The organism is Vibrio sp. 1249-1 (genome assembly GCF_033340495.1).
On sequence record NZ_JAWOWJ010000420.1, the window covers coordinates 1 to 771 of the forward strand.

Below are 771 nucleotides of genomic sequence, written 5' to 3' on the forward strand. Positions count from 1 at the left end.
TTTCGGTTTGAAGCTTTTTAATGCTGCAGTTGCCATATCAAGCTCCTTTAGTTCATATGGTCTGATGATTATGGTTCAAATGAGCTTAACTTTCAAACAAAGTAAAAAGCCACGTAAAGAAAAAGGCGAGCATTGCGCCCGCCTCTCTTACTTATTCATCAACTTTGTTTACGCATCTATCGATGAACATCGTTTCACTTATTGCAAGTCAAAACGATCCGCGTTCATGACTTTCACCCATGCAGCGACGAAATCATGGATGAATTTTTCCTGATTATCATCTTGCGCATACACTTCCGCGTACGAACGTAGAATCGAGTTTGAACCAAAGACAAGATCCACTCGAGTCGCCGTCCATTTCACTTGGTCTGTTTTACGATCACGAATTTCGTATTGGTTCTCACCCGTTGGCTTCCATGTGTAAGCCATATCGGTGAGGTTTACGAAGAAATCGTTCGATAACGTACCCACGCGGTCGGTAAAGACGCCATCTTTGCTGCCACCGTAGTTGCTACCCAGAACGCGTAAACCACCAATCAGTACCGTCATTTCTGGTGCTGTCAAACCCATAAGCTGAGCTCGGTCGAGCAACAACTCTTCCGGCTTCACCACATAGTCTTTCTTCAACCAATTTCGGAAACCGTCAGCCACAGGTTCAAGCACTTCGAACGATTCCACATCCGTCATATCTTGAGAAGCATCGCCTCGACCTGGTGCGAAAGGCACAGATACATCGTGGCCTGCCGCTCGCGCAGCCAATTCAATACCTAC

General features: G+C 46.0%; 1 protein-coding gene. It reads right to left on the reverse strand.

Going from position 1 to position 771, the window contains the following annotated elements:
- Positions 1-198 precede the first annotated feature (198 nt).
- A partial coding sequence (locus R7Z50_RS26755) for a peroxidase family protein (protein WP_318149649.1) occupies positions 199-771 on the reverse strand: 573 nt, incomplete at its 5' end.